This is a genomic window from Candidatus Zixiibacteriota bacterium (assembly GCA_021159005.1).
Lineage (GTDB): Bacteria > Zixibacteria > MSB-5A5 > UBA10806 > 4484-95 > JAGGSN01.
This window is the reverse complement of sequence record JAGGSN010000107.1, coordinates 1-4,608: the sequence shown is the minus strand read 5'-3', so window position 1 is coordinate 4,608 and position 4,608 is coordinate 1. Positions and strand designations below refer to the sequence as shown.

Here is a 4,608-nt window from a genome sequence, read left to right as displayed (position 1 = left end):
AGCCAGTAATCCAATCCGCCTCAGACATACGGCTTCTACCTACTCCTACTTCCGCCTCAGCCACAACAATACCGCCCGCGCTTCCCATACCATAAACAACGCCAAACACACAAGCACAATCGATAACGCCGCCAGCACAATATTGCCGCTGTCGATAAAGCCTATCATCTGGTATATCAGCGCGCCGATAGTAGTGGCTGTCATAAATAGCGCCGGTATCACCGTGTATATGCGCGGCTTCCTGATGCCTACCAGATATGCCGAGATTACTATCAATGCCAATGCCGCCACAAGCTGGTTGGCGGCGCCGAATACCGGCCAGATAGTCTTGTAGCTTCCGGTAGCGCCGAAAAACGCCGCCGCTATTACCGTTATTATGGTTGCTGCATATCGATTGCCAAGCGGTTTGAATCTCTCGCCTAATGATTCTACCATGATGAAGCGCGCCAGACGGGTTGCCGTATCAAGCGTGGTAATCACAAAGGCGTTAAGCATCAGCATGCCGATAAACATGCCGGCTACAAACGTAACGGCAGGCAAGCTCGATACGAGGCTGCCAAAACCGGTAGCGAAGGCTACAATCGGCCCGCCGCCTTCGCCCATAAGATACTGATACCCCAACGCCGATTTGACCGCCGAGGGATCCCAAACAAGAACACCGCCGGCAATAGCGATGACCAAAGCCGCTAACGCCGTCTCGGTCAGCATTGCCCCATAGCCGATACGCAAGCCTGTCGTTTCCTTATCGAGCTGTTTGGAGGAGGTGCCGCTTGAGACCAGCGAATGGAATCCCGAAACCGCGCCGCAGGCGATAATCACAAACAGCATCGGCCACACAGGCCCCTTGTCGGTAGTGAATGATATGTAAGCCGGGGCGTTGATATGAGGATGCGCAGCTATCAGCCCCAAAAAGCCGAGTCCCATACCGATATACAGAAGCCACGAGGATAGATAATCGCGCGGCTGAAGCAGAATCCAGACCGGTATGGTCGAGGCTATGATGCAGTAAATCATCAGAACCAAGAACCATATATCAAACGGAGAAAAGCCTAAAAATGAATCGGGCAAAATAATCGGACATTTCCCCCCTATGTAAAGAAGTATCGCCAGCAGAGCTAAAGACGCAACCGTGCCGATTGCAATATGCCATTTGAGGCGATAGACCGAATAACCGAAAAATACCGCGATTACAATCAAACCGAATGTGGGTATCACTATTTCCGGTTTGGCGATTAAGGTGTTGGCGGTAACTACCGCAAATATCGCCACGACCAGCACTAATGTCAGCCAGAGGAATGCTGCGAATACTATCTTGGAAACCTTGCCGAGAGTCTGCTCGGCGGTATAGTTAATCGAATTGCCGCCGCTTCTAATCGATATCATCAGGGCTAAGTAATCATGTACCGCGCCTATAAACACCGAACCTATGGCAATCCACAATGAGGATACTAACCAGCCGAAATACATCACACCGATAAGCGGTCCCACAATCGGTCCGGCGCCGGCAATCGATGAGAAATGATGTCCGAACAATAACGGCGTTTTAGCTGGCGAGTAATCGATGCCGTCATAGTTGGCATGAGCCGGCGTCTGATGACTGTCATCCGGTTCGACCAAGCGTTTTTCGATGAATTTGCCGTATAGTCTGTAAGCGATAATCAGCCAGGCGACAATTATTGCGGTTAGAAGCAATGAGTTCATGAAAGCCTCCGTCGAGATTTTTATTTAAAAACGGTTTTTGGAAGCCGCAGCTAAATCAATTAGATTTCAGCGGCTCCGGTTATTAACCAAAACATATATAACATTAAATAATAAGCGAATAATTATCAAGCATTAATAATTTCCGGAGTTTTCCCAAACATTTCACCGCAAGCAAGTTTACTCGGAAAATGACTGCCTCTTTGTGCCTGGCGATATTAACGGCAATCAGATCATTTTAGCCAGCGATGTTGTATATGGCGTTAATTATTTCAGAGGAAAGGGAATGCCGCCGCCTGATTCCTGCTGGAATGAATCTGCCGAGTCATGGCTGTATTCGGCTGCCGATGCTAATGGCGACTGCAAGTTTATGGGTTCTGACATTACTTTTATGATTAATTATTTTAAAGGCAACAACCCGACAATATTATGGTGTTCCCAAACTCCGCCGCCAGCTCTCGATATGATTATAAGAGATAATCGATATTTAATGTAATCGTTCTTCTATGGAAACACTTCAAAAATCCGACATCTACGTAAAAAAAACGAATGCCATATAAAATATGTTTGCTTTGGCAAATTATTTTACTATAATGATTCGTTGAGTTTGTAAAACTTCTGTTTAATTTTTTAAATGAGGAAGCTAAAAAAATGAAGAAAGCATTAATACTGCTATTTCTGTTGATTCTCCCTATTACTGCTTTAGCGCAGTTTAATGACCATGATGGTCATCTGGCTGTAACCTGGCAGGCGCCTGATTATGGCAATCCGCTTGACCATTATATCTGGTCATACACAATAAATGGAGTAGTTGATTCATTAACAGGTGTTTCACCAGCCGAGGATATTCAGGAAAATTCCGTAATACTAACTAATGTTGGAGATTGGGCTTTATTTACTATTCGGGCGATTTCTACGGTAGATGACACCTCGGAAGCGATTGTTTCGGATACGGTGTATTACAACACAGGCTTAGGCATAGGCCCTCCGAGGGGGGTGAACTGGATCCAAGGCCCGTAGCCTTCGGGCTGCAGGTTCACCCCAATCCATCAAATACGGGCCCTGCTTTTAGATGGCAGATTATTGAAGAAGCTGTTTATGATGTATCGGTGTATGATATTCTGGGCAGAAAAGTGGAAACTCTTCGTCAAGAGGTGATGCCGGTTGGTTTCTATATTCAAAGAACAAAAAGGGAACTCGCGTCAGGAGTTTATTTTGCGGTTATTTCTAAGTATAATGATCGTCGGGTTGTCAAGTTTGCAGTCCTTCGCTGAACCGGGACAGATATATCCCGATTCCTCAGACATGATATTTTTCTGGCAGATAAGCAATGACACGATAACGGTTGATATCGAAAATCTCTCAGCCGAGCCTATAGTTAGCTTTTTCCTATCGGATTTTACGGATTCGGCGGCGATATTTATAGAATGCTTGGTAGATGGCTTCAGAAAAAGTCAATTGCCTACCGAACAAGAATATGGAAGCGTATATCCCGATAAATATACAAATAGATGGATTGTTGGTGATTTTTCACAGCGATTGATATTGAAATACTATTCGCCCAATCATAACGGTTGTCTTATGCGTTGGAGCGCAGGTCATCCGTATCCTCTTTTTGGGACTATTCGAGGTATAGGACCGCCTGTAAATTTAAGCTGGCATCAATAATATCGGTTAATCTTTTTGACAACAACAATTGTGCTATTATGGCTCTTGTTAACCAGAGCTTTTGTGCTGTCGGAAGTTGCTTCCGATAGTTTTGCCAAAAAAGTCAGCCTGCGCCGGATTAAATTTTTTAATAGTGCAAGTTAATACGGCGTTTGTTAAGCAATGTGAACAAACTGCGTTATAATTACTATTTCCAACTGCAAAATTCCGGCTTGTTTTCAATCAATTCCATTGACTGCCGATTAAAAAATAGTTATTCTTTATAAAATTGTAATAATTACAATAAATGGAGATTGGCTATGAGCAAGCTTTTGATAATAATACTGATAATTTCGATAATTGGCAATTTCATCGGACTTTTTATTTTGTATAAATATTTTGGCGTGAAAAGATATATCGAGAACGTAAAAAATGATTACAGTAAGCATTTAGAAAAACTCACGGATATTCTTGATAATAAGTATCCAAAGAAAATGGTTTTCCTTCATCATTCGGTCGGCAGCGGGATTTTATATGAAGGCGGCTTGCAGGATAGTCTTCTGGAAATGAACATACTTGTAAAAAGCTCTACCTATGGCAGTGAAATTGGCGAACATACCGATATGTGTTATTGGCTGCCGAAGTTTCAGAATGATATGGACAAGATTATTAAATTCAAGTCTCATCCGAATAAATATTATACTGATGGCAGCTCAAATGATATTGTGATGTTCAAGTCTTGTTTCCCGAATAGTTTTATTGCGGGCGAGGGCCATGAACCTGGCAACCCGTTAAGCAATGAAAGAACTATAGCTAACTACAAAGCGGTATTTAACCAGCTAAGAAATGAAATAGCTAAAAACAATGATAAATTATTTATTTACTTAACCGCACCGCCTCTTGTCTCAGATGGAAAATCTTTCCAGGAAGCTAATAGAGCAAGAGAGTTTAATAACTGGTTGATTAACGACTTCCTGCCTGATTATAAAAAATCAACGGGCTTTGACAATTTTGCCATATTTGATTTATTTAATGCCCTTGCCGGTTCTGACAATTTTCTAAAAGCAGAATATTGCGTTAACAGAAAAGGCGATTCTCATCCTAACACGAAAGCAAATAAAGAGGTTGCGGCAAAATTTATGCAGTTTTTCAGACCTGTGTGGGGAAAATGGCAAAATAGAGACGAGGCTCATCAATAAACCCGGCTTTTGCAGGAGTTTCCCCGAAAATTCCGGTAAAATCTTTATAGTATAGTATGTTTCA

General features: G+C 42.9%; 6 protein-coding genes. 5 read left to right on the top strand and 1 reads right to left on the bottom strand.

Annotated features, from left to right (window positions below):
- Window positions 1–45: 45 nt before the first annotated feature.
- Window positions 46–1,701, bottom strand: coding sequence for a carbon starvation protein A (locus tag J7K40_06910; GenBank protein ID MCD6162127.1), 1,656 nt, complete (start codon window positions 1,699–1,701; stop codon window positions 46–48).
- 202 nt (window positions 1,702–1,903) lie between these two features.
- Between J7K40_06910 and J7K40_06905 the strand changes: the two genes are divergently transcribed.
- The 5 genes from J7K40_06905 to J7K40_06885 all read left to right on the top strand — a co-directional run bounded on the left by J7K40_06905 (window position 1,904) and on the right by J7K40_06885 (window position 4,544).
- Window positions 1,904–2,194, top strand: a complete 291-nt coding sequence (locus J7K40_06905; protein ID MCD6162126.1) for a hypothetical protein — start codon at window positions 1,904–1,906, stop codon at window positions 2,192–2,194.
- Between the two features lie 155 nt (window positions 2,195–2,349).
- A complete protein-coding gene (locus J7K40_06900) occupies window positions 2,350–2,718 on the top strand; it encodes a hypothetical protein (protein MCD6162125.1) in 369 nt (122 codons plus the stop codon).
- On the top strand, window positions 2,700–2,972 hold the full coding sequence (locus tag J7K40_06895) for a T9SS type A sorting domain-containing protein (GenBank protein ID MCD6162124.1): 273 nt from the start codon (window positions 2,700–2,702) through the stop codon (window positions 2,970–2,972). The genes J7K40_06900 and J7K40_06895 overlap by 19 nt, the downstream gene beginning before the upstream one ends.
- Window positions 2,956–3,366: a hypothetical protein gene (locus J7K40_06890; protein MCD6162123.1), complete on the top strand. Its 411-nt coding sequence runs from the start codon at window positions 2,956–2,958 to the stop codon at window positions 3,364–3,366. The genes J7K40_06895 and J7K40_06890 overlap by 17 nt, the downstream gene beginning before the upstream one ends.
- A gap of 299 nt (window positions 3,367–3,665) precedes the next feature.
- The gene (locus tag J7K40_06885; GenBank protein ID MCD6162122.1) at window positions 3,666–4,544 is read left to right on the top strand and encodes a hypothetical protein; all 879 of its coding nucleotides are present in this window, start codon (window positions 3,666–3,668) and stop codon (window positions 4,542–4,544) included.
- The last annotated feature ends 64 nt before the right edge of the window (window positions 4,545–4,608 follow it).